Raw genomic sequence first — 22,791 nt, forward strand, 5'->3', positions numbered from 1 at the left:
CGCTTAGAATCAAAGGTTCCGCCCCCAAGGGCGGCTTCCCCACATTCTACATAGCCAATCCATGTCAGCTTCCCCCCTTGTCGATCGTTGGATCGTACTGAAGTTCGGCGGCACCTCGGTGTCGCGTCGTCACCGCTGGGACACGATCGGGAAGCTGGCGAAAAAACGCGCGGAAGAGACCGGCTCGCGCGTGCTGGTGGTGGTTTCGGCGCTGTCCGGGGTCACCAACGAACTGACCGCGATTGCCGATGGCGCGCCGGACAGCCGTGATCGCGTGGCCGCGCTGGTCGAGCGCCACCAGGGCTTCCTGCAGGAACTGGAGCTGGGCGCCGAGGTGCTGGCCGAACGACTGGCCGTGCTGCAGGGCCTGCTCGATGACCCGCGTGCCGTTGCCCGTCCGCTGGACTGGCAGGCTGAAGTACTGGGCCAGGGCGAACTGCTGTCCTCCAGCCTGGGTGCGGCCTATCTGCGTGCCAGCGGCCTGGATTTCGGCTGGATGGATGCCCGCCAGTGGCTGGATGCACTGCCGCCACAGCCGAACCAGAGCGACTGGTCGCAGCGCCTGTCGGTGAATTGCCAATGGCGTGCCGATGCCGCCTGGGCGCAGCGCTTCCGCGCGCAGCCGACCCGGCTGCTGATCACCCAGGGCTTCATCTCGCGCCACGCCGACGGCGGCACCGCCATCCTCGGCCGTGGTGGTTCGGATACCTCGGCGGCGTACTTCGGTGCGCTGCTCGGCGCCAGCCGCGTGGAGATCTGGACCGACGTGCCGGGCATGTTCAGCGCCAATCCCAAGGACGTTCCGGACGCGCGGCTGCTGACCCGGCTGGACTATTACGAAGCGCAGGAAATCGCCACCACCGGTGCCAAGGTGCTGCACCCGCGTTCGATCAAGCCGTGCCGTGATGCCGGCGTGCCGATGGCCATTCTCGATACCGAGCGCCCGGAACTGCCGGGCACCAGCATCGACGGCAATGCCGCACCAGTGCCGGGGGTGAAGGCGATCAGCCGCCGCAACGGCATCGTGCTGGTGTCGATGGAAGGCATCGGCATGTGGCAGCAGGTCGGCTTCCTGGCCGACGTGTTCAATCTGTTCAAGAAGCATGGCCTGTCGGTGGACCTGATTGGTTCGGCCGAGACCAACGTCACCGTATCGCTGGATCCGTCCGAGAACCTGGTCAACACCGATGTGCTGGCCGCGCTGTCGGCCGATCTGTCGCAGATCTGCAAGGTGAAGGTGATCGTGCCGTGCGCGGCGATCACCCTGGTCGGCCTCGGCATGCGCTCGCTGCTGCACAAGCTGTCGGACGTGTGGGCGACCTTCGGCCGCGAACGCGTGCACATGATCTCGCAGTCGTCCAACGACCTGAACCTGACCTTCGTCATCGACGAAGCCGATGCCGATGGCCTGCTGCCGATCCTGCACGCCGAGCTGATCGACAGTGGCGCGATGCCGGTGGAAGAGACCGAAGTGTTCGGCCCGCGCTGGCGTGAGATTGCCGGTACAGTGCGCCCGCGTGGTACGCCGTGGTGGCGTGGCCAGCGTGCGCACCTGCTGCAGCTGGCCGATGCCGGTACGCCGCGCTACGTCTACCATCTGCCGACCGTACGTGCCCGTGCCCGTGCGCTGGCGGCAATCAAGCCGATCGACCAGCGCTACTACGCGATCAAGGCCAACAGCCATCCGGCCATCCTGCAGCTGCTGGAAGCCGAGGGCTTTGGACTGGAGTGCGTATCGCATGGCGAACTGAAGCACGTGTTCCAGCATCTGCCGGAACTGTCGCCCAAGCGCGTGCTGTTCACCCCCAGCTTCTGCCCGCGCGAGGAATACGAAGCGGCATTCGCGCTGGGCGTGACCGTCACCGTCGACAATGTCGAAGCCCTGCAGCGCTGGCCGGACCTGTTCCGCAACCGTGAACTGTGGCTGCGCGTCGATCTGGGTCGTGGCGAGGGCCACCACGCCAAGGTGCGTACCGGCGGCAAGGATTCCAAGTTCGGCCTGCCGATTGCCCGCGTCGACGAGTTCGTGCGCGCGGCTACCGAACTGGGCACCCGCGTGGTCGGCCTGCATGCGCACCTGGGCAGCGGCGTGGAAACCGCGCAGCACTGGCGCCTGATGTGCGATGAGCTGGCCGGTTTCGCCCGCCGCATCGGCAGCGTGCAGACCATCGACATCGGTGGTGGCCTTCCAATTCCGTACAGCGACGAAGACGAGCCGTTCGACCTGGATGCCTGGGCCGAGGGCCTGGCCGAGGTCAAGGCGCTGCATCCGGCGTTCCGCCTGGCGATCGAACCGGGCCGCTTCCTGGTGGCGGAATCCGGCGTGCTGCTGACCCATGCCACCCAGGTGGTGGAGAAGGATGGCGTACGCCGGGTCGGCCTGGATGCGGGCATGAACACCCTGATGCGCCCGGCGCTGTACGACGCCTGGCATGACATCGAGAACCTCAGCCGCCAGGGCGGCTACGCCGAGGCCGCCTTCGATGTGGTCGGCCCGATCTGCGAATCCAGTGATGTGTTCGGCAAGCGCCGCAAGCTGCCGGTGTCGACCGCGCCGGACGATGTGATGCTGATTGCCGATGCCGGTGCCTACGGCTACGTGATGTCCAACACCTACAACCAGCGGGCGATGCCGCGCGAAGACGTGATCGAGTGATCGCTGCCTTCCGCGCTCTGCACCCGCCCACCGACACCTCCCGCGCCTGCGCGCGGGCAGGTGCCTGACCGGATACACCATGACTGCTTTCGACAAACACCAGGTTTCCCGCTTCCGCTTCGTCCGCTGCGAGTTCGCTGCGGACACCGGTGTGGCCAAGCTGGTCTACGCCTTCGATGATGGCCCGGAGATGGTGGAAACCATCACCGTGCCGGGCGCCCCGTTCGTGCTGGATCAGGCGCGCACCGCCGCCGTGCAGCGCGCGCTGCAGCTGCTGCACCTGATCGCCGGTGTCAGCTACTACAAGGCGGGCGTGCCGGAGACGGTCAGCATCGACAGCTACGCCATCGATGCCGATACCGCTGCCCTGGTGGAGACGGTCTACCTCAATGGCCTGGGCGAATTTGCCTACCGCAACGGCCTGAACCTGCGCGGCCGCTTCCGCCTGCCGGTGCAGGGCGAAGCGGTGCCGGCGCCGGTGCTGGGCCTGCAGCCGCACGCGCTGGTGGCCATCGGCGGCGGCAAGGATTCGCTGGTCAGCATCGAGGCCCTGCGCCGTGCCGGCGTGGACGAGACAGTGACCTGGATCGGTGGCTCGCAGCTGATCCGTGCCTGCGCCGAACGCACCGGCCTGCCGACGCTGAACCTGGGCCGCGCGCTGGCGCCGGAGTTGTTCGAACTCAACCGCCAGGGCGCCTGGAACGGCCATATCCCGGTCACTGCGGTGAACTCGGCGATCATGGTGCTGGCCGCGCTGCTGCAGGGCGTGGACCAGGTGGTGTTTTCCAATGAGCGTTCGGCCAGCTACGGCAGCCAGATTCCGGGCACCGGCGAAGTGAACCACCAGTGGTCCAAGGGCTGGGCGTTCGAGCAGGCGTTCGGCAGCCATGTGCAGAAGCAGGTGGCCGCCGATCTGCAGTACTACTCGCTGCTGCGGCCGATGTCCGAGCTGGCGGTTGCGCGCCAGTTCGCCAAGACCGATTTCTACGACGCGCACTTCTCCAGCTGCAACCGCAACTTCCACATCCTCGGCGAGCGCCCGGTGAACCGCTGGTGCGGCGTCTGCCCGAAGTGCCATTTCGTGTTCCTGGCGCTGGCCCCGTTCATGCCCAAGACGCGCCTGGTGCGCATCTTCGGCCGCAACCTGCTGGATGACATCGAGCAGGCCGGCGGCTTCGATGCGCTGCTGGAGTTCCAGGACCACAAGCCGTTCGAGTGCGTGGGCGAAGGCCGCGAATCGCGTGCAGCGATGGCAACCCTGGCACAGCGCGCCGAGTGGAAGGAAGACGTGCTGGTGAAGCGCTTCTGCAATGAGATCCAGCCGCAGCTGGATGCCACCGAACTGGAACTGGCACCGCTGCTGCAGCTGCAGGGCGAGCACCGTATTCCGGCTGCGCTGTGGGAACGGGTACGTGAAGATTTCGAAGTTTGAAGGAAAGCGCGTTGCGCTGTGGGGCTGGGGCCGTGAGGGCCGTGCCGCGTTTGCGGTGCTGCATTCGCGCCTGCCCACGCTTGGCCTGAGCCTGTTCTGTCCAGCTGCCGAAGTCGAGGCAGCGCGTGCGGAAACACATGGTGCGCTGGACGTCCGTGGTGAGCCGTCGGCCGAGGCGCTGGCTGCCTTCGATGTGGTGATCAAGTCGCCGGGCATCAGCCCTTACCAGCCAATCGCGCTGGCCGCCGCCGCGCAGGGCACCACTTTCATCGGTGGCACTGCGCTGTGGTTTGCCGAGCATGCGGGTGCTGATGGCATCGTGCACGACACCGTGTGCGTGACCGGCACCAAGGGCAAGAGCACCACCACCGCGCTGGTCGCGCACCTGCTGCGAGCGGCCGGCCACCGTACCGGCCTGGTCGGCAACATCGGCCTGCCGCTGCTGGAAGTGCTGGACCCGCAGCCCGCGCCCGAGTACTGGGCGGTGGAACTGTCCAGCTACCAGACCGGCGAAGTGGCGCGCAGTGGTGCCCGCCCGCAGGTGGCGGTGGTGCTGAACCTGTTCCCGGAACACCTGGACTGGCATGGCAGCGAACAGCGTTACATCGAGGACAAGCTGCAGCTGGTGACTGAAGCCGCACCGCGCATCGCCGTGCTCAACGCCGCCGATCCGCATCTGGCCGCGCTGTCGCTACCTGATAGCAAGGTGATCTGGTTCAACCAGCCGCAGGGCTGGCATATGCGCGGTGACATCGTGCATCGCGGTGAGCAGGCCGTGTTCGACACCCGCAACACACCGCTGCCGGGCCGCCACAACCGCGGCAACCTGTGCGCGGTACTGGCCGCGCTGGAAGCACTGGGCCTGGATGCGGTGGCGCTGGCACCGGCGGTGCAGGATTTCCGCCCGCTGCCGAACCGCCTGCAGCGCATCGGCGCGGCCGAAGGCCTGACCTACGTCAACGATTCGATCAGCACCACGCCGCATGCCAGCCTGGCCGCGCTGGAGTGTTTCGCCGGGCAGCGCATCGCGCTGCTGGTGGGCGGGCACGACCGTGGCCTGGACTGGACCGATTTCATGCAGCACATGGCGCACGACGTGCCGCCGGTGGAGATCGTGACCATGGGCAGCAATGGCCCGCGCATCCACGCGATGCTGCAGCCGCTGGCCGATGCCGGTCGCTTCGGCCTGCACGCTGCGGGCGATCTGCCGGAGGCGATGGCCTTGGCGCGTGCGGCGCTGGGTTCTGAGGGCGGGGTGATATTGCTGTCGCCTGGCGCACCGAGTTTCGGTGCGTACCGTGACTACGTGGCGCGTGGCCGCCACTTCGCCGAGCTGGCCGGCTTCGATCCGGACAGCATCAGCGCGATTCCGGGTCTGGGCATCGCCTGATCTGCCGGATCGGGGTCGGATTCCTTTCTGCAGGAAAGGGCTCTGACCGCAGCGGATCCTGCGCATCCATCCACGCATGGCGTGGATCTACTGTAGAGCTGAGCCCACGCTCGGCTGCGTTTCAATCCTCGTCCTGGTCGATGAACGCGTAATCGCCATCAATCAGCTGCTGCAGATATGCATCGAAGCTCGGCGCGATCACCGCATAGCTGTCCGGATCGTGCAGGTAGCGCACCACCTGGCCGACTGTGCCGCCCGGCGCCGGATCGAAATCCAGGTACAGCATCGAAGTGCCGCCGTTGTTCATGCAGTGCGAGAAGCACAGGCGGCGGTTCATCGGAAGATCGGCGTCGATGCCTTCACCCAGAATCTCCGGCTCGTCATCCAGCCACTCTTCGTAGATGGAACGGATGCTGTCGTCCCACTGCCGCTGGTCCTCGAAGACCTGCGCCACCGAACGCAGGTAGTACGGGTAGCTACCGCCCTCCACGTCCGATCCGAGCATCAGCACGCAGACCTCCCCACCGGGGTACTCGCGGAAGTGCGTGCCATCCACGCGCGACAGCAACGCGACCAGACTGTCCGGCACCTGCGGCCACTGCGCACGCAGGCGCTGCAGGTCTTCGGCGCTGGCGCCCTGCACGTGGGCCCACTGCGGGGCATCGTCGGCAGGCAGGCGTGGAATCAGGCCAGACAGAAAGCGATCAACCAGGTTCATGCGAAAAAAGGGGACGGAGGGGATTAAGTCGTATCCAACCACACCTGCGTCACGTCGCCAATGCAGAATGCGACGCGGGAGGGGCGAATACGGCTTAATCCCCTCCGTCCCTTTTTTTCGGAGCAGGCGCATGAATCGTTGGCGATGCGGCGTGGCGATGGTACTGGGGCTGGCAGCGATGCCGGCGTGGGCGGCGATGAAGACGCAGCCGGTGGAGTGGAAGCACCAGGGCACGACCTTTAGCGGCGTGCTGGTCTATGACGATGGCGACAACGATAAGCGCCCCGGGCTGGTGATGGTGCCGAACTGGAAGGGCGTGAATGAATCGGCCATCGAGAAGGCCAAGCAGCTGGCTGGCGATGACTACGTGGTGCTGGTGGCCGATGTGTACGGCAAGGGCGTGCGGCCCAAGACCGATGCCGAGGCTGGCCCGGTGGCGACCAAGCTGCGCAACGACCGGCCGCTGCTGCGTGCGCGTGCGCTGGAGGCGGTGAACGTGCTCAAGGCGCAGGCCGGCAAGGCGCCGGTTGATGCCAGCCGGATCGGTGCGGTCGGCTTCTGCTTCGGGGGGACCACGGTGCTGGAGCTGGCCCGTGCCGGTGCGCCACTGGCAGGCGTGGTCAGCCTGCATGGCGGGCTGGGTTCGCCGCTGCCGGCCCAGGCCGGTGGCACGCACCCGTCGGTGCTGGTGCTCAATGGCGCCGATGACAAGAGCGTGAGCGCCGAGGACATCGCCGGTTTCCAGAAGGAAATGAACGCGGCCAAGGTCGATTGGGAATTCACCAACTACAGCGGGGCAGTGCACTGCTTCGCCGAGCGTGATGCCAACAGTCCGCCGGGCTGCCAATACAACGAACGGGCGGCCAAGCGCGCGTGGAAGGCGCTGGATGCGTTCTTTGAGGAACGCTTCATGTAGATACCGTGTCGCCCTCGCCTAGGCAAGGGCGACGTCAGGCTCAAAGGGTCGGCCACTTCTCAGTACGCCCCAAATCAGATGGATGAGCTTGCGCATCACTGCGCACATGACGACCTTGAAGGGCTTGCCTTTCGCGCTGAGCCGGTCTGCAAAGGACTTCAGTGTGGGGTTGTGGGTCTTCCCGGTCAGCGCCGGCATGTACAGCTTTTTGCGGAAATTGGCGTCGCCGACGCGTGATATCCGGCATTTGCCTTCGTAGTTTCCTGATTGACGCTGGGCCGGATTCAGGCCCGCGTGGGCAACCACCTGGCGCACGTCGCTGTATTTGCTTAGATCCCCCAGCATGGCCAACAGCTGGGCACTGCTGGTGTTGCCTACACCGGGGATGCTGGTAAGCAGTTGATGACGCCGGCGCAGGTCCGGATCGTTATCGATATGGTCCTCAATCGCCTTCTGGACCTGCTTGATCTGCTCTTCCAACGTCCGGATCACATCCTTGATCCCTTGCTGGACCGAGATATCGGCAACGTCCAGGCGGTTGTGCTCCATCTGCAGCATTTCCTGGAGGTCATCTCGACGCCGTACCAAGGCGCGCAGCTTCACCTCCGAGGGCGTCGGTGGAACGTAGGGATACAGCTTTTCCGAGCGTTGTGCCTCAAAAAACCGGGCAATCAGCTTGGCGTCGCTGCGGTCAGTCTTGGTCCGCATCCCCTCCGCCTGCCCAAACGCCTTTACTCGGGCGGGATTGGCCACATGAACCACTACCCCCGCTTCCACCAGTGCTTGAGCCAAGGCCTCGTGATAGATGCCTGTAGCCTCCATACCTACCGCCGCGTTCGGCGCATGTTTGGCGCGCCAGGCCAGAAGCTCATCAAAACCCTTTGGCGTATTGGGGAGTTTGGCCTTGGTTCGATACTTGCCGTGAGATAGAGGCAGGGCGATGTCAAAAGTCGCCTTGGCTGCGTCGATGCCGATAAATTGCATGATTTCGCTCCAGCTTGAACTTACGATCGTGATCGGAAGCCGCCAGACTTGCCCTTGTGAGTACAGGCTCTCACCCGATGGCGGGCCTAAGATACCGTTCAAGTTCCATGGCGGTGTCAGGCCGCCGACGCGCTGAATCTACTTTGCAAGCTCGAAGGCTTAAGAGCCGAGGCAGCGTCATCGGAGCCTCCCGGGTCACCGGGGGATTGTGCCTGATCAGGGCACGATCCAAGACACAAGAGCCGAGCCATGCTCGGCTGTGAAAGGTGTGCCGACCAACGGTCGGCACCTACCGATGTTTCAGTGCCGACCAACGGTCGGCACCTACCGATGTTTCAGTGCCGACCAACTGTCGGCACCTACCGGTCATTGTGGGTGCCGACCGTTGGTCGGCACGCCTTCACCCGTCAATGCGAACGCTGCACCGCGTAGCGGGCCAGGCCGCGCAGTGCGGCCACGGCATCATTGTCGCCAAGGCCGTCCAGCGCGCGCTCGGCGGCTTCGGCATATTCCTCGGCACGCGCACGGCTGTACTCCAGGCCGCCGGTGGCGCGGATTGCGGCCAGCACTTCCGGCATCGCCGAGGCATCACCGTCCTGCACGATGGTGCGCAGGCGCTCGCGGGTGGCGTCGTCGGAGTGGGCCATCGCGTGGATCAGCGGCAGCGTCGCCTTGCCCTCGGCGAGGTCGTCGCCCAGGTTCTTGCCCAGTTCCTCGGCGTTGGCCGAATAGTCCAGCACGTCGTCGGCGATCTGGAACGCGTAGCCCAGGTGCATGCCGTAGTCGAACAGGGCCTGCTGGGTGGCTTCGTCCACGCCGCTGGCCAGTGCGCCCAGGCGGGTGCCGGCAGCGAACAGCACCGCGGTCTTGCGCTCGATCACGCGCAGGTAGGCGGCTTCGTCGGTATCCGGGTTGTGCACGTGCAGCAGCTGCAGCACTTCACCCTCGGCGATGCGGTTGGTGGCATCGGCCAGGATCTGCATCACCGACATGCGCTCCAGCTCGACCATCAGCTGGAAGCTGCGCGAGTACAGGAAATCGCCGACCAGCACGCTCGGTGCGTTGCCCCACAGCGCGTTGGCGGTGCTGCGGCCACGGCGCAGGCTGGATTCGTCCACCACGTCGTCGTGCAGCAGGGTGGAGGTATGGATGAACTCGATGATCGCCGCCAGCTGGTGGTGGTCCGGGCCGGCCTGGCCGACCGCATGGCCGGCCAGCATCACCAGCATCGGGCGCAGGCGTTTGCCGCCGGCGGAGATGATGTGGTCGGCGATCTGGTTGATCAGCACGACGTCCGAGGACAGCCGGCGCCGGATCAGGGCGTCGACGGCGGCCATGTCGGCCGCGGCAAGCGACTGGATCTGGGGCAGGCCCAGGGCGGGACGGGTGTCTTCGGTGATGGTCATGCGATCAGGCTTTCAGGCTCATCGCTGATTATAGGCGTTGCCTGTGAATTCGGGCGCAAGCCGGGCTGGCCGACGTCCTTGGCCCGGCCACGGCTGCCGCCCGCGTGAATACGTATGCAGGTTGCGCCAAGCCCGGGGACCCACCGCTAAGCTTGCGGCATCAGGATTTCGGCCCGCTCCCGGCGGGTCCCGCACGCCCGGAGGGGGGCTGTCGATGTCGCACTATCCATGGTGGCGCGGAGCCGTCATCTACCAGATCTACCCGCGCAGTTTCCTCGACGCCAACGGCGACGGGGTAGGCGACCTGCCCGGCATCATCCAGCGCCTGGACCACATCGCCGCGCTGGGCGTGGACGCGATCTGGATATCGCCGTTCTTCAAATCGCCGATGGCCGACTTCGGCTATGACATCGCCGATTACCGCGACGTCGACCCGCTGTTCGGCAGCCTGGACGACTTCGACCGCCTGCTGGCCAAGGCCCACGGGCTGGGCCTGAAGGTGATGATCGACCAGGTGCTGAGCCACACCTCGATCGAGCATGCCTGGTTCCGCGAGAGCCGCCAGGACCGCAGCAACCCGAAGGCGGACTGGTACGTCTGGGCCGATCCGCGCGAAGACGGCACGCCGCCCAACAACTGGCTGTCGCTGTTCGGCGGCGGCGCCTGGCAGTGGGAGCCGCGCCGCGAGCAGTACTACCTGCACAACTTCCTGGTCGACCAGCCGGACCTGAACTTCCATCACCCGGACGTGCAGCAGGCGACCCTGGACAACGTGCGCTTCTGGCTGGACCGTGGCGTGGATGGCTTCCGCCTGGATGCGATCAACTTCTGCTTCCACGACGCGGAGCTGCGCGACAACCCGGCCAAGCCGGCCGACAAGCGTGTAGGGCGCGGCTTCAGCGCGGACAACCCGTACGCCTACCAGTACCACTACTACAACAACACCCAGCCGGAGAACCTGCCGTTCCTGGAGAAGCTGCGCGCGCTGCTGGACGAGTACCCGGGCGCGGTCAGCCTCGGCGAGATCTCCTCGGAGGACTCGCTGGCGACCACCGCCGAGTACACCCGTGACGGTCGCCTGCATATGGGTTACAGCTTCGAGCTGCTGGTGGAAGACTACAGCGCGGCCTACATCCGCGACACGGTCTCGCGCCTGGAAGCGGTGATGACCGAAGGCTGGCCGTGCTGGGCGGTTTCGAATCACGACGTGGAGCGGGCGGTCAGCCGCTGGGGCGGCCACCCAGCCGACCCGCGCCTGGCGCGGATGCTGGTGGCGATGCTGTGCTCGCTGCGCGGCTCGGTCTGTCTGTACCAGGGCGAGGAACTGGGCCTGGCCGAGGCCGAGGTGCCGTTCGAAGCCCTGCAGGACCCGTACGGCATCACCTTCTGGCCCAACTTCAAGGGGCGGGATGGCTGCCGCACCCCGTTGCCGTGGACCGATGCGCCGCTGGCCGGGTTCACCTCGGGCCAGCCGTGGTTGCCGATCCCGGCCGAGCACCGGGCGGCGGCAGTGGCCGTGCAGGAGCGGGATCCGCACTCGGTGCTGGCCGCGTTCCGGGCGTTCCTGGGCTGGCGGCATACCCAGCCGGCGCTTCTGCATGGCAGCATCCGATTCATCGAAAGCGCCGAGCCAGTGCTGCTGTTCGAGCGTATGCTTGCAGATGAAACCCTCCTGCTGGCCTTCAACCTGTCGGCCGAGGCGGTGAGTCATCCGCTGCCGCCGGGCAACTGGCAGCAGGTGGCGGTGCCGGGCCCGGATGCGGGCACGGTGCAGGGCAATGAACTCCAGCTGCCGCCGCGTGCGGTGTATTGCGCACGTCGCAGCTGACCGTTTTCTCCGGTGGCGGTACTTGCGGGGACGGGGCCGAAGCGCCCCGTCCCTTTTTTGTGGGTGAGCTTCCGGCGAAAGGCATCTACGCACGGCGCGGATCTATTGTCGGCATGCGCGCAAAAGAAAACCCGCTGCCTGCGCAACGGGTTTCCGGTCCTGCTCCCTTTGTGTTGCCGGCCAGCGGCCGGCACTACCGGGTCCGGGTCGCCGGGCATGGCCCGGCGCTGCCTCAGAACTTGTAGTTCACGCCCAGCATGTAGGTGCGACCCCACTCGATGTACTCCAGCGGGCGGTCCTTGCTGCCGGCGTAGGTACGGTACGGCTCGTTGGTCAGGTTGCTTCCCTGCAGCAGCAGGGTCAGGCCGCGCAGGGTGCTGCTGTCGCTGAAGGTGTAGCTGAGCTGTGCATCGGTCACGTTCTCGCCGACCACGTAGCGCAGGCTGCGGTTGCCGTTGAAGTTGCCGATCTCGCCGATGAAGTCCGAACGACGGCGCTGGCTCACGCGTGCTTCAAAGCCACTGCGCTCGTAGTAGGCGGTGAAGTTGTAGACGCGCTTGGACAGGCCCGGCAGGCTGATCGGATCGTTGCCCACGCTGGAAGCGCTTTCCGGGTCCAGGATGGTGATATCGCTCTTGTTGAAGGTCGCGCTGGCCTGCACGCCGAAGCCACGCAGGCTGTCGGTCAGCATCTCCAGCGGGAACGATGCGGTCAGTTCCAGGCCCTTCAGCGTGCCACCCTTGCCGTTCTGTGGGGCGGAGAAGGTGCCGGTGGTCAGCACCGGCGTGGTCATGCCAGGCGGCGGTACATAGCTGCCCAGCAGTGCGGTGAAGTCGTAGTTGTCCACCGACTGCGTGTAGACGTAGCTCTTCAGGTCCTTGTAGAAGATCGCTGCGGCCACGTAGGCCTTCTCGCCGAAGTACTTCTCGTAGGACAGGTCCAGCGCGGTGGCACGCCACGGATCCAGCAACGGATTGCCGCCGCTGCCACCGGGGCGGCCGGTGCCGGTATCCACGCCGAATTCGAGGCCGGCGCGCATCTGGTCCACACGCGGGCGTGCGACCTGCTTGGCGGCAGCGAAGCGCAGCGTCTGCTGGTGCGGGAACATGAAGGCCAGGTTCAAGCTCGGCAGCCAATCGTTGTAGGTGCGGCCGTTCGAGTACGGCTGCACGTTGTTGCCGGCTGCCTGCGAGCTGTCCCAGTAGCGCGAGTCCGAGCTCTGGTCGGTGTGCTGCATCTGCACGCCGATGTTGCCGCGCACGCCGACCACGCCGATGTCGGTGTTGATGTTCAGGCGCGCCCAGGCGGTGGTGATCTTCTCCTGCACCGTCCACGACTTGGGAATCAGGTAGTCCAGGTTGTCGACCGGGTTGAAGGTCATGTAACGGCCCACCGCGGCCGGCACGTTCCAGGCCGGGATGTAGCCGATGCCGGCGAAGCCGAGGTTCACCGGACGGTACTGCAGGTCCGAGGCGATGTTGGCATCGCCCTGCGCGCCGAGCAGGATGTTGCCTTCGGACTGGGTCTTCACCTTGCGGCGGTCGGCGTAGTTGACGCCGATGTCGAGGTCCGGTGCCCACGAGGCGATGGCGTCGGGCAGGGCGATGGTCGCGGCCAGCTTGCCGCCCTTCAGGCGGTCTTCGACCTTCGGTACCTTGCCGTAGCCGGAGCCGTAGATGGTGTTGGTCAGGAACAGCGCATCCGGGTTGGAGTAGTTCAGGCCCGGGCTGATCTGCGAGAAACCATTCTGGCGGAACTGCACGCCGACCGTATCCAGCTGCGGCATCGGGGTCAGCTGCAGGTTGTTTTCCAGGTTCAGCTCGTCGCGGGTGGCCTTGGAATAGTTCAGGTCGGCGACCAGCTTCACGCCGCTGAAGTTGAACTCATTGTTCCAGCCGAACGCGTCGATCTTGTCCTTGCGCTTGTTGTACATGCCGCGCACCAGCGGATACACGCCGCTGGCGATGCCGCCGGTAAACGAGCCGTTGCCATTGACCTGCGGGTTGCTGACCAGCAGGCCCGGGGTGTAGTTGCCGTTGTAGTTGCTGAGATTCAGCTCGAACTGGTTGGCGGTATCGATCTGCTCGGCTTCGGTGTGGAACGCATCGAAGGTGCTGGTCCAGCTGTTGTTCGGCCGGAACTGGATGGTGGCCATCACGCCGTCGCGCTTGTTGTTGCCGGTGCGGCGCAGTGCCTTGATGCCATCGGAGAAGTAGGTGCCCGCAGCGACGCCCGGGCGGTTGCCCTTGTCGGTGTGCTCGGTGGTCCACGGCTCATACAGGCCAACCTGGTTTTCCTGGATCGGCATGTCGCTGTGCGCGTAGCCGATGGCGATGCCCAGAGTCTTGTCCAGGAACTGATCGATGTAGCTGGCGCTGAAGCGGTTGCCGTACGGATCGACGTTGGCGGCGCGGCCCAATGAACTCTTCTGGTAGCGGCCGCTGACTGCGATCACGCGCTCGCCGAAGCTGAGCGGGCGTGCGGTCTGCATGTCGATGGTGCCCGACAGGCCCTGGCCGACCAGTGCGGCATCCGGGGTCTTGTACACGGTCACGCCGTTGACCAGTTCGGACGGATACTGGTCGAACTCGACGCCACGGTTGTCGCCGGTGCTGACCACTTCACGGCCATTGAGCAGCGTGGTGGCGAAGTCGGGCGACAGGCCGCGCACGCTGATCACCTGCGCACGACCGGCCACACGCTGCGCGGCCAGGCCGGGCAGGCGCGAGATCGATTCGGCGATGCTGACGTCGGGCAGCTTGCCGATGTCTTCGGCGGAGATCGCTTCGACCACCGAGGTGGCGTCCTGCTTGACCGCGATGGCGCTCTCGATGCCGCGGCGGATGCCGGTGACCTGCACCGTATCCAGGTTGGTGGCGGCGGTGGCGGCCGGCGTGGTGGTGCTCTGCGTGGACTGTGCCGACGCCAGCGTCGGCGCCAGGACAACGGCCAGCGCGATGCTCAGCGCGCTGCGCTTGTGGTTCAACATTTTCCCCTCCCAGGCAATGTTGCAGATCGATTCGTGAACGTCCCGGAGTGACCGTGGACGTGCGACGCGGTGGCCGCTGTCGTCGCCGCTATGGTAGGCAGCGCGTTCTTCGCGGGAATCACCCTGCATACGTATTCAATGGCGTTTGCAGGGATGTAATCGCTTTCAGGTTCTGTTTGCGGTAGTGCCGGCCGCTGGCCGGCAATCGCGTTCACCGGGTTGCCGTCCAGCGGCCGGCACTACCGCGGCATTCAAAGCGGCGTGAAACGAATGGCCTGCCCACCCCCCGGTGCCAGCACCAGCGTCAGCACGTCGGCGCTGGTCACCTCTCGGGTTTCGCGCGCGAATGCGAAGGGATTGCTGCGGAAATCCGCGCCCTCGCCATCGCGGTAGATCTCGGCGCGGTAGCGCACGCCCGGTTCCAGGAAGCCCAGCGACACCGGCAGCACACGGCCGTGCTCGTCGGTGATGCTGCCGAGGAACCAGTCGCGGCTGTTGCGGTCGCGGCGCACGATCGTCACGTAGTCGCCCACTTCGCCATCGAGCACGCGGCTCTGCTCCCAGTCCACCGCGACGTCTTCGATGAAACGGAATGCCTCGCGATGCTGCAGGTAGTGCTCGGGCAGGTCGGCGGCCATCTGGATCGGGCTGTACAGCACCACGTACAGCGCCAGCTGGCGTGCCAGCGTGCTGGGAATGGCCTGGCCGTGGCGGCCCTTCAAGCTGAGGATGCCGGGGGTGTAATCCATCGGCCCGGCCAGCATGCGGGTGAACACCAGATTGACCTCATGTTCCGGCGGGTTCGGCGGCTGGCCCCAGGCGTTGTACTCCATGCCGCGTGCGCCTTCGCGCGAGATCCAGTTGGGATAGGTGCGGCGTAGGCCGGTGTCCTTGATCGGCTCATGCGGGTTGACTGACAGGTGCCGGCGCGCGGCTTCCTGCACTACCTTCAGATGGTGGTGGGCCATGAACTGCCCGTCATGCCACTCGCGCCACAGGGGGCCACCGGCGGGATCGCGGCGGTCGACCTGGCCGTCATCGCAGACGTAGCCGGTCTTGAACTGGTCCACGCCCAGCCGTGCGTACAGGTCCAGCGCAGCCCCCAGCTGCTCCTCGTAGTGCTCGATGGCGCAGCCGGTTTCGTGGTGGCCGATCAGGTGCACGCCCTTCTTCAGGCCGTAGGCGGACAGCGCCTCGATATCGAAATCGGGCGTGGCGCGGGTGAAGTCGAAGTCGTAGCCGTTGCCGACCCAGTTGCCGTCCCAGCCCGGGTTCCAGCCTTCCACAAGCACGCCACGGAAGCCGTGCGCGGCGGCGAAGTCGATCACCTTCTTCGTCTTCGCGGTGGTCGCCGCATGCGTCGGCCCGGTCGCCCAGCTCTCGTTGTCCAGGTGCATCGACCACCACACGCCCAGGTACTTGGCCGGCTTCACCCAGCTCACATCGCCCAGCGCGTTGGGTTCGTTGAGGTTGAGGATCAGGTCCGATTCGACCAGGCCCCCGGCACGGTCGGCGATCTGCAGCGTGCGCCACGGCGTGGCGAAGGGCAGGGTGCGGCGCACCTTCCAGCCTTCGGCCGAAGGCGACAGCTGCGCACGCAGGCGTTGGCCTTCGGTGCGGCGCAGCCACATGCCGGCGTAGTCCACCAGTGCGGCCTCATGGATCGCCACGTGCAGGCCGTCGCGGCTGCGCAGGGTCATCGGTGTATGCACCAGCGGCACCTCGTTCAGCGGCGTGCGCTGGTACAGGTACTCGTAGTGGATCGGTTCCCCGGCAGGGATCCACCACGCGGTGGAATCCTGTGCGATGGCGAACTCGGTGAGCTCGTCATCGATGATGGCTTCGCGCAGGTTCGGCTGCCCGGGGAATACGTAGCGGAAGCCGAGGCCATCGTCGTACACGCGGAACACCACGTCCAGCCGACGCTTGCTGCCGGTGGTCTCGGCCAGCTGCACGGTCAGCTCGTTGAAGTGGTTGCGGGTGACCCGGCGTTCGCCCCAGGGCTGCTCCCAGCTGTCATCGCTGCTGCGCCGTTGCTGGCCGAGCAGGGCGAAATCACGGTCCAGGCGGCCGTCGCGCAGGGCGAAGCCAAGCTTCGAATCCTCCACCACGACCTCGCCGAAGCGCTCGACGCGATAGCGCGCGGTGCCACCGTCCAGCACCAGACTGACCTTGAGCACCTTTCCCGGTGATTCGACACTGGCCACCTGCGGCGCGGCCTGCGCCAGCGTGGCCAGGCCCAGCAGGGCCAGGCCGAGCATCTGCGCGAACAGCGCGCGTACAACCGTGTGCGACATCGGCATTTCCCCTCCCAAGGCGCCGTTGGCAGACCCGGACCATAAGCCAGCGCGGCAGGCGCGCTACCGCGTGGCGCCATGAATACGTATGCAGCTGGACGCAGCCGACAGCCCCGCGTCTACCATGGGGCCAAGGCACCTTGAGGGAGGGGCCGCGCCCGCCCGTCGGCAACGACGGTGCGGACCTACAACGCGTGCAGAGAGGGAGGGAGGCCGACGGGCGCAAGCCGGTCCGCCGCTTCGATGCTGAAGATCATTTGCCTGACCGCTGCCCTGGGGGCAGCGCTGGGATCGACCGCGCAGGCGGCCGACCTGCAATTCGACGGCCGCCATGCGCGCGCCGAAGCCGCTGCCAACGGCAGCTTCGTGCTGCATGCGCCGAAGGGCGCAGTGCAGATCGCAGCCGCACCGATGCGCAGCCAGACCGGAAGCGTGATGTTCGATGCACTGTTCGCGCTGGCCCAGCAGGAGATGGACCAGGATCGCGTGGATGCGATCCGCGATCCTGCATTCGATGAGGGCCGGCCGGTGCCGTGCGAGTGCTTCCAGACAGGTGCGCGCTGGCCCTACGTGTGGACCCGCGATGTCAGCTTCGCCGCCGATCTGGCGCTGGCGCGGATGGACCCGCAGCGCACGCGGCAGTCGCTGCAGTTCAAGCTGTCCGCAGCGCGCGACGGGCATACGCCCGGCCTGTTCGTGGCGCAGGACACCGGTTCCGGTGGCAGTTGGCCGATCAGCAGCGATCGCGTGGTGTGGTTCCTGGCGGCACGTCACCTGCTGGAGGATCGCGCGTTTGCCGACCAGGTCTGGCAGGCGCTGCAGGGTACGCTGGCGCAGGACCGCGCGATGGTGTTCGACGCGCGAATGGGCCTTTATCGTGGCGAGACCTCCTTCCTGGATTGGCGTGAGCAGACCTATCCGGACTGGACCCGCGAGGACGTGCGCTTCATCGGCGATTCCTATGCGCTGTCCACCAACGTGCTGCACTACCAGGCGCTGCGCCTGGCCGAACGCCTGGCTGGCCAACATGGTGATGCCCGCGCGGCTGACTACAAGGCGTGGGCCGATGCGTTGGCGCAGCAGATCGATGCGCGCTTCTGGCGCGAGGACATGGGCCAGTACATGAGCTACATCGGCGAAGCCGCGCACCCGGTGCCCTACGCCAAGGTCGATCTGCTCGGCCTGTCGCTGGGCATCCTCGCCGAGGTGTTGCCGGCCGAGCGTGCGCGCCGTGCGCTGGCCGCCTACCCGATGGGGCCGGCCGGCAGTCCGGTGGTGTGGCCGCAGGAGTCGCAGCAGCCGATCTACCACAACCGCGCGATCTGGCCGTTCGTCAGCGCCTACTCGCTGCGTGCGGCGCGGCAGCTGGACGATGCGCCGCGCATCGCTGCCGAAATCCGCTCGCTGATGCAGGGCGCGGCGCTGGCCGCTTCCAACATGGAGAACTACGAGCTGGTCAGCCAGGCCGTGCATGTCGACGAAGGCGCACTCAGCGGCCCGGTGGTCAACTCCGAACGCCAGTTGTGGTCGGTGGCCGGCTATCTGTCGATGGTGCTCGAAGGTGTGTTCGGTGTGCAGGACGATGGCCGCGTGCAGCCCAAGCTGCCGGTCACACTGGTGCCGGAGCTGTTCGGTACGCAGCGTCGCATCAGCCTGGAGGCCGGTGGCAAGCGCTACGTGCTGGAGCGCCCGCAGCAGCTGGGTGATGGCCTGCTGGTGGCGGGCAGGACGCTGATCCAGGGCAACACGACCACGGTGCAGCTGATGGCTGCACAGTCCGCGACCGGCTTCGGTGGCACAACCGCCGACGCCAATGCGCGTGCGCCGGCCACGCCGACCGCACCGCAGGCCACACGCAATGGCGCTGGCTGGAGCGTGCCGGTCACGACTGGGCAGGTTCTGTGGAAGGACGGCAGGGCCGTCGCCGCCAGCAATGGCCCGGTGCACATCAGCGACGATGGCCTGCGGCACTGCCTCAGCCTGACCCGGCGCGAGGGTGCATTGGAATCGCTGCACAGCCCGATGCTCTGCGTCGGTCCGCAGCAGGTGCTGAAGGGCGAGGAACGCTGGCAGTTCACCGCGGCCCAGGCCGGGCAGGTGGGCCTGCGCCTGCAGTACAGCAACGCGAACGGGCCGATCAACACCGGCGTCACGGCTGCGGTCAAGCAGCTGGTTCTGCAGTGCCCGGGCCAGCCGTTGCAGCGGCATACGGTCACCCTGCCGCACAGCGTGGCGGTGCAGGATTCGACCTCGGCAACATTCGCGGTGCCCAAGGGGCGGTGCACGGTCACGCTTGAAGAGGGCTTCAACATGAGCGCGCTGCAGCACTTCGCGCATTACACCGGCGGCAAGGGCGGGCGTGATGGTGTGCTCAACCAGGCCCAGGTGCAGGCACTGAAGGTGGCGCCGGTGGCGATGGAAGAGGGCGCACGATGAGTCGTCCCGCCAAACCGCAGCTGTCGTTCTGGCAGATCTGGAACATGTGTTTCGGTTTCCTCGGCATCCAGTTCGGCTTCGCCCTGCAGAACGCCAATGCCAGCCGCATCTTCGAGACCCTGGGCGCGGACATGGACGCGGTGCCGGGGCTGTGGATCGCTGCGCCGCTGACCGGCCTGCTGGTGCAGCCGGTGATCGGCTACCTGTCCGACCGCACCTGGACGCGCTGGGGCCGCCGCCGTCCGTTCTTCATGATCGGCGCGGTGCTGACCACACTGGCCCTGCTGGTGATGCCGAACTCGCCAACGCTGTGGATTGCCGCTGGCACGCTGTGGGTGCTGGACGCCTCGATCAATGTGTCGATGGAACCGTTCCGCGCCTTCGTCGGTGACCAGTTGGCACCGCGCCAGCGACCGGTCGGCTACGCGATGCAGAGCTTTTTCATCGGTGTCGGTGCCATCGTTGCCAGCTTCCTGCCGTTCATCCTCGCCCATTTCGGTGTGGCCAATACCGCAGCTGCCGGCGAAGTGCCCGATACCGTGCGCTATGCGTTCTACTTCGGTGCGGTGGTGCTGCTGGCGGCGATCACCTGGACGGTGGTCAGCACCCGCGAGTACTCACCGACGGAGCTGGCTGGCTTTGATGATGCCGAGCCGCCAGCGCACCACGCAGGGACTGCCATCGGTGGCCCGGCGCCGTGGACGCAGGTGGCGCTGTGGCTGGGGCTCGGCGTGGTGCTGGCGCTGCTGATCGCCTGGCGGCAGGGCGACAAGATGCTGTACGTGCTTGCGGGATTGTGTGCGGGTTACGGCGTGCTGCTTGCGCTCGCCCGTGCGCTGCCGGGCACCCACATGCTGGCCGCCATCGTCGGCGATCTGCGCGCGATGCCGGTCACCATGCGTCGCCTGGCGTGGGTGCAGTTCTTCTCGTGGTTCGCGTTGTTCGCGATGTGGATCTACACCACCGCCGCGGTGGCCGGTATCCACTTCGGCTCGACCGATCCGCAGTCGGCGGCCTACAACGAGGGAGCCAACTGGGTGGGGGTGCTGTTCGGCGCCTACAACGGCTTCGCTGCGCTGGCCGCGGTACTGATCCCGCCGATGGTGCGTGCGATCGGCCTGCGTTGGAGCCACCTGGTCAACCTGTGGCTGGGCGGTGCCGGCCTGGTGTCGCTGATGTTCATCCGCGACCCACACTGGCTGCTGCTGTCGATGGTCGGCGTCGGCTTCGCCTGGGCATCCATTCTTTCGCTGCCATACGCACTGCTGTCCGACAGTGTGCCGGCATCGAAGATGGGCGTGTACATGGGCATCTTCAATTTCTTCATCGTGATCCCGCAGCTGGTCGCGGCCAGTGCGCTCGGCTTCGCCCTGCGCGCCTGGCTGGGTGGCCAGCCGATGCATGTGCTGGTGCTGGGCGGCTGCAGCCTGTTCGTCGCCGGCCTGTGCGTGCTGCGGGTTCCGTCCCGTCCGGAGGTGGTGTGATGCGTGGTGCGCTGTCTGTTGCTGTTTCCCTGGTGCTGCTGGCCGGCCATGCGGCGGCCGCGCCGCGCCCGGACTATGTCGGCACCACTGAGCCGTTCGCCAGCGATGCGGTGTACTTCGTGGTCACCGACCGCTTCGTCAACGGTGACCCGTCCAACGACCACCGCGACCAGGGCGGCAAGCACCGCACCTTCGATATCCCGGTGCCGTGCCCGGACAAGGTGGACGGCAATATCGGCTACCTCGGTGGCGACTTCCGCGGCGTGCTCGACAATGCGCAGTACATCCGCAACCTCGGCTTCGGCGCGGTATGGATCACGCCGATCATCGACAACCCGGACGAGGCGTTCACCGGCAGCAAGGCGATCAGCTGTACCAGCACGCTGACCGATCGTGGCAAGACCGGTTATCACGGCTACTGGGGCGTCAATTTCTACAAACTCGATGAGCACCTGCCCAGCAGGGATCTGGACTTCGCCGGGCTGACCAAGGGCCTGCATGGCGCAGGCCTGAAAGTGGTGCTGGACATTGTCGGCAACCACGGCTCGCCGGCCTGGACCATGCCGACGCGGCAGCCGCAGTTCGGCCAGATCTTCGACAAGGACGGCACGCTGATCGCCGATCACCAGAACCTGCCACCGCAGAAACTGGACCCGAAGCACAACCCGCTGCACGCGTTCTACAACAACATCGGTCCGGTCGACAGCAAGGACGCCTCGATCTTCGATGGCAACCTGGCTGAACTGTCCGACTTCAACCAGGACAATCCGGCGGTGATGGATTATCTGGTGGGTGCTTACCTGCAGTGGACTTCACAAGGGGTAGATGCGCTGCGCATCGATACCATCGGCTGGCTGCCGCATCCGTGGTGGCATGCCTTCGTCAAACGCATCCGCGCTGAACATCCGGGCATGTTCATGTTCGGCGAAGCGTTCGACTACAACGCGGCGAGCATCGCCGAACACACCTGGCCGTCCAATGCCAACGTGAGCGTGCTGGATTTCCCGTTGCGCGGCGCGTTGGAACAGACCTTCGGCATCGCCGGCAAGGGCTTTGAAACCCTGGCCGAGCCACTGCACCTGACCGGCGGCCCGTACGCCAATCCGTACGAGCTGATGAGCTTCTACGACAACCACGACATGCCGCGCCTGCAGGCCAGCGACAACGGCTTCATCGATGCGCACAACTGGTTGTTCACCGCACGCGGCATTCCGGTGGTCTACTACGGCTCGGAAACCGGCTTCATGCGTGGTCGAGCCGAGCACGCAGGAAACCGTGCCTACTTCGGCCAGCCGCGCGTGGATGCTGCCCCGCAGAGCCCGATCTTCACGCCGCTGCAGCGCATCGCCAGGCTGCGCGCAGCCACCCCGGCCCTGCAGCGCGGCCTGCAGGTGAACGAACGCCTGCAGGGCGACGAGGCGGTGTTCTTCCGCGTGCTGCAGCAGGGCGACGTGGCGCAGACCGCGCTGGTGCTGCTGAACAAGGGCGACCGGGCCAGAACCTTCACCGTAGCGCGTTACGTGCAGGCAGGCCGCTGGCGCGATGCACTGGACGGCGGTTCGTTGCAGGTGGATGCCTCCCTGAAGGCCGACGTGCCCGCGCACGGCGTGAAGGTGTACGTGCTGGACGCCGCCGTGCAGGAGCCGGCCCTGCAGGCTGAGCTGGACAAGGCGATGGCCGACCAGCGGGCGCGGGACCAGCGGCTGGGGCGGTAGTGCCGGCCGCTGGCCGGCAACCCATGAATCCATGGCACCTTCAGGTGCCGGCCAGCGGCCGGCACTACCTGGTTTGGCTGCATCCGGCACAATAGGCCCCCCTCACGCCCCGCCGTACCGCCATGACCGACCTCGCCCCGCAGACCCCGATCGAAACCCTGCTGAAGGCGGCGATGGACGGGGCGGTGCCGATCCGCGCCTTCATGGAAGCCTTCGTCGCCTCCGAGGTGGTGCTCCTGACCGGCAGCCTGGTCACCCCCGACGGCAGCGGCTTCGACCCGCTGCTGTTCGACAAGCAGGGCACCCTGCATGTGGCCGTGTTCACCGACCCGTCGCGGGTCGGCACCTACAGCCAGCAGGCCGAACACCATATCCGCTGGCTGATGCTGGACGTGCTGCGCCGCGTGCCGGGTGGCTATGGCGTGGTGATCAATCCGGGCACCCCGCTGGGCTTCGAGATCTCACCGAGCGGCGTGGGCGAGATCCTGAAGGACTTTGCGCAGGGCTGAACCGCCGCCGTGTAATTTGTAGAGTCGAGCC

Annotated in this window: 14 protein-coding genes; 9 read left to right on the top strand and 5 right to left on the bottom strand. The window is 66.3% G+C overall.

Annotation, left to right across the window (positions count from 1 at the left end):
* The first annotated feature begins 61 nt into the window (after nt 1-61).
* From AC3ITW_RS05150 to murD, 3 genes are all read left to right on the top strand, one after another.
* Entirely contained in the window at nt 62-2,656 is a 2,595-nt protein-coding gene (locus AC3ITW_RS05150) for a bifunctional aspartate kinase/diaminopimelate decarboxylase (protein WP_100434180.1), read from the top strand.
* Nucleotides 2,657-2,735: 79 nt separating this feature from the next.
* Nucleotides 2,736-4,088, top strand: a complete 1,353-nt coding sequence (gene murL / locus AC3ITW_RS05155) for a UDP-N-acetyl-alpha-D-muramoyl-L-alanyl-L-glutamate epimerase (protein WP_100467946.1) — start codon at nt 2,736-2,738, stop codon at nt 4,086-4,088.
* Nucleotides 4,069-5,478 carry a UDP-N-acetylmuramoyl-L-alanine--D-glutamate ligase gene (murD, locus tag AC3ITW_RS05160; protein WP_100434182.1) on the top strand — a complete coding sequence of 470 codons (1,410 nt, stop codon included), beginning with the start codon at nt 4,069-4,071 and terminating at the stop codon, nt 5,476-5,478. Before murL ends, murD begins: the two co-directional genes overlap by 20 nt.
* Before the next feature lie 121 nt (nt 5,479-5,599).
* Here murD and AC3ITW_RS05165 read toward each other — a convergent pair whose 3' ends face one another.
* On the bottom strand, nt 5,600-6,196 hold the full coding sequence (locus tag AC3ITW_RS05165; protein ID WP_100434183.1) for an SMI1/KNR4 family protein: 597 nt from the start codon (nt 6,194-6,196) through the stop codon (nt 5,600-5,602).
* Nucleotides 6,197-6,326: 130 nt separating this feature from the next.
* Between AC3ITW_RS05165 and AC3ITW_RS05170 the strand changes: the two genes are divergently transcribed.
* Nucleotides 6,327-7,112, top strand: coding sequence for a dienelactone hydrolase family protein (locus AC3ITW_RS05170; RefSeq protein WP_100434184.1), 786 nt, complete (start codon nt 6,327-6,329; stop codon nt 7,110-7,112).
* 18 nt (nt 7,113-7,130) lie between these two features.
* Here AC3ITW_RS05170 and AC3ITW_RS05175 read toward each other — a convergent pair whose 3' ends face one another.
* Nucleotides 7,131-8,096, bottom strand: coding sequence for an IS110-like element ISStma4 family transposase (locus AC3ITW_RS05175; RefSeq protein WP_012510657.1), 966 nt, complete (start codon nt 8,094-8,096; stop codon nt 7,131-7,133).
* 407 nt (nt 8,097-8,503) lie between these two features.
* Entirely contained in the window at nt 8,504-9,502 is a 999-nt protein-coding gene (locus AC3ITW_RS05180; protein WP_004147673.1) for a polyprenyl synthetase family protein, read from the bottom strand.
* A gap of 214 nt (nt 9,503-9,716) precedes the next feature.
* On the opposite strand from AC3ITW_RS05180, the gene AC3ITW_RS05185 reads away from it, so the two are divergent.
* Nucleotides 9,717-11,330 (top strand): alpha-glucosidase family protein, encoded by a 1,614-nt coding sequence (locus AC3ITW_RS05185; RefSeq protein WP_100434186.1) that lies wholly within the window; start codon nt 9,717-9,719, stop codon nt 11,328-11,330.
* Nucleotides 11,331-11,562: 232 nt separating this feature from the next.
* Here AC3ITW_RS05185 and AC3ITW_RS05190 read toward each other — a convergent pair whose 3' ends face one another.
* Both AC3ITW_RS05190 and AC3ITW_RS05195 read right to left on the bottom strand, forming a co-directional pair.
* Nucleotides 11,563-14,319, bottom strand: coding sequence for a TonB-dependent receptor (locus AC3ITW_RS05190; RefSeq protein ID WP_489390121.1), 2,757 nt, complete (start codon nt 14,317-14,319; stop codon nt 11,563-11,565).
* Between the two features lie 251 nt (nt 14,320-14,570).
* A complete protein-coding gene (locus tag AC3ITW_RS05195) occupies nt 14,571-16,622 on the bottom strand; it encodes a glycoside hydrolase family 97 protein (protein ID WP_100434187.1) in 2,052 nt (683 codons plus the stop codon).
* 237 nt (nt 16,623-16,859) lie between these two features.
* Between AC3ITW_RS05195 and AC3ITW_RS05200 the strand changes: the two genes are divergently transcribed.
* From AC3ITW_RS05200 to AC3ITW_RS05215, 4 genes are all read left to right on the top strand, one after another.
* Nucleotides 16,860-19,052: a glucosidase family protein gene (locus AC3ITW_RS05200; RefSeq protein ID WP_100434188.1), complete on the top strand. Its 2,193-nt coding sequence runs from the start codon at nt 16,860-16,862 to the stop codon at nt 19,050-19,052.
* Nucleotides 19,049-20,536, top strand: a complete 1,488-nt coding sequence (locus tag AC3ITW_RS05205) for an MFS transporter (RefSeq protein WP_100434189.1) — start codon at nt 19,049-19,051, stop codon at nt 20,534-20,536. Before AC3ITW_RS05200 ends, AC3ITW_RS05205 begins: the two co-directional genes overlap by 4 nt.
* The gene (locus AC3ITW_RS05210) at nt 20,536-22,251 is read left to right on the top strand and encodes an alpha-amylase family glycosyl hydrolase (RefSeq protein WP_100434190.1); all 1,716 of its coding nucleotides are present in this window, start codon (nt 20,536-20,538) and stop codon (nt 22,249-22,251) included. Before AC3ITW_RS05205 ends, AC3ITW_RS05210 begins: the two co-directional genes overlap by 1 nt.
* A 122-nt stretch (nt 22,252-22,373) precedes the next feature.
* Entirely contained in the window at nt 22,374-22,760 is a 387-nt protein-coding gene (locus AC3ITW_RS05215; protein ID WP_100434191.1) for an SseB family protein, read from the top strand.
* The last annotated feature ends 31 nt before the right edge of the window (nt 22,761-22,791 follow it).

The organism is Stenotrophomonas sp. KH_052, assembly GCF_057838755.1.

Excerpts from the sequence above, each read along its gene's own strand:
- AC3ITW_RS05165 (WP_100434183.1), bottom strand. The coding sequence starts at position 6,196 with ATGAACCTGGTTGATCGCTTTCTGTCTGGCCTGATTCCACGCCTGCCT.
- AC3ITW_RS05190 (WP_489390121.1), bottom strand. The coding sequence starts at position 14,319 with ATGTTGAACCACAAGCGCAGCGCGCTGAGCATCGCGCTGGCCGTTGTC.
- AC3ITW_RS05195 (WP_100434187.1), bottom strand. The coding sequence starts at position 16,622 with ATGCCGATGTCGCACACGGTTGTACGCGCGCTGTTCGCGCAGATGCTC.
- AC3ITW_RS05210 (WP_100434190.1), top strand. The coding sequence starts at position 20,536 with ATGCGTGGTGCGCTGTCTGTTGCTGTTTCCCTGGTGCTGCTGGCCGGC.
- murL (WP_100467946.1), top strand. The coding sequence starts at position 2,736 with ATGACTGCTTTCGACAAACACCAGGTTTCCCGCTTCCGCTTCGTCCGC.
- AC3ITW_RS05180 (WP_004147673.1), bottom strand. The coding sequence starts at position 9,502 with ATGACCATCACCGAAGACACCCGTCCCGCCCTGGGCCTGCCCCAGATC.
- AC3ITW_RS05150 (WP_100434180.1), top strand. The coding sequence starts at position 62 with ATGTCAGCTTCCCCCCTTGTCGATCGTTGGATCGTACTGAAGTTCGGC.
- AC3ITW_RS05175 (WP_012510657.1), bottom strand. The coding sequence starts at position 8,096 with ATGCAATTTATCGGCATCGACGCAGCCAAGGCGACTTTTGACATCGCC.
- AC3ITW_RS05185 (WP_100434186.1), top strand. The coding sequence starts at position 9,717 with ATGTCGCACTATCCATGGTGGCGCGGAGCCGTCATCTACCAGATCTAC.
- AC3ITW_RS05200 (WP_100434188.1), top strand. The coding sequence starts at position 16,860 with ATGCTGAAGATCATTTGCCTGACCGCTGCCCTGGGGGCAGCGCTGGGA.
- AC3ITW_RS05215 (WP_100434191.1), top strand. The coding sequence starts at position 22,374 with ATGACCGACCTCGCCCCGCAGACCCCGATCGAAACCCTGCTGAAGGCG.
- AC3ITW_RS05205 (WP_100434189.1), top strand. The coding sequence starts at position 19,049 with ATGAGTCGTCCCGCCAAACCGCAGCTGTCGTTCTGGCAGATCTGGAAC.
- AC3ITW_RS05170 (WP_100434184.1), top strand. The coding sequence starts at position 6,327 with ATGAATCGTTGGCGATGCGGCGTGGCGATGGTACTGGGGCTGGCAGCG.